Below are 490 nucleotides of genomic sequence, written 5' to 3' on the forward strand. Positions count from 1 at the left end.
TCCGTCAGCCCGACGAGATCGACGATCCACTGACCAATATCCTGCGTGCTGGTGCGCGGCAGCTTCTGGCGCAGGCCGTCGAGGTCGAAGTCGAGACCTTTCTTGCCACGATGAAGGATTTGAAGCTTGCCGACGGACGCGCCCGTGTCGTGCGGCATGGTTACGGCCCGGCGCGAACGATTGCGACGGGCATCGGTCCGGTCGAGGTCGCGCGGGCGAAGATTCGCGACCGTGGGGCGGCCGGCGATAGTGAGCGGATCCGGTTCAGCTCGGCGATCCTGCCGCTGTGGGCACGGCGGACCAGAAGCCTGGATGCGCTGTTGCCGATTCTGTACCTGCGCGGCATCTCGACCGGCGATTTCCAGGAGGCGCTGACGGCCTTGCTGGGCAAGGACGCACCGAACCTGTCGCCCGCGGTGATTTCCCGGCTGACCGCGGAGTGGCAAGGCGAGTACGAGCGCTGGCAGAGGCGCGATTTGTCGGCGCGACG

Annotated in this window: 1 protein-coding gene; it reads left to right on the forward strand. The window is 66.7% G+C overall.

The features are described 5' to 3' along the window. Positions 1 to 490, forward strand: a 490-nt coding sequence (locus CWO89_RS45145; RefSeq protein WP_207234737.1) for a transposase, incomplete at both ends; no start/stop codon positions are given.

This window comes from Bradyrhizobium sp. Leo170 (assembly GCF_004296405.1).
In the GTDB taxonomy this organism is placed as follows: domain Bacteria; phylum Pseudomonadota; class Alphaproteobacteria; order Rhizobiales; family Xanthobacteraceae; genus Bradyrhizobium.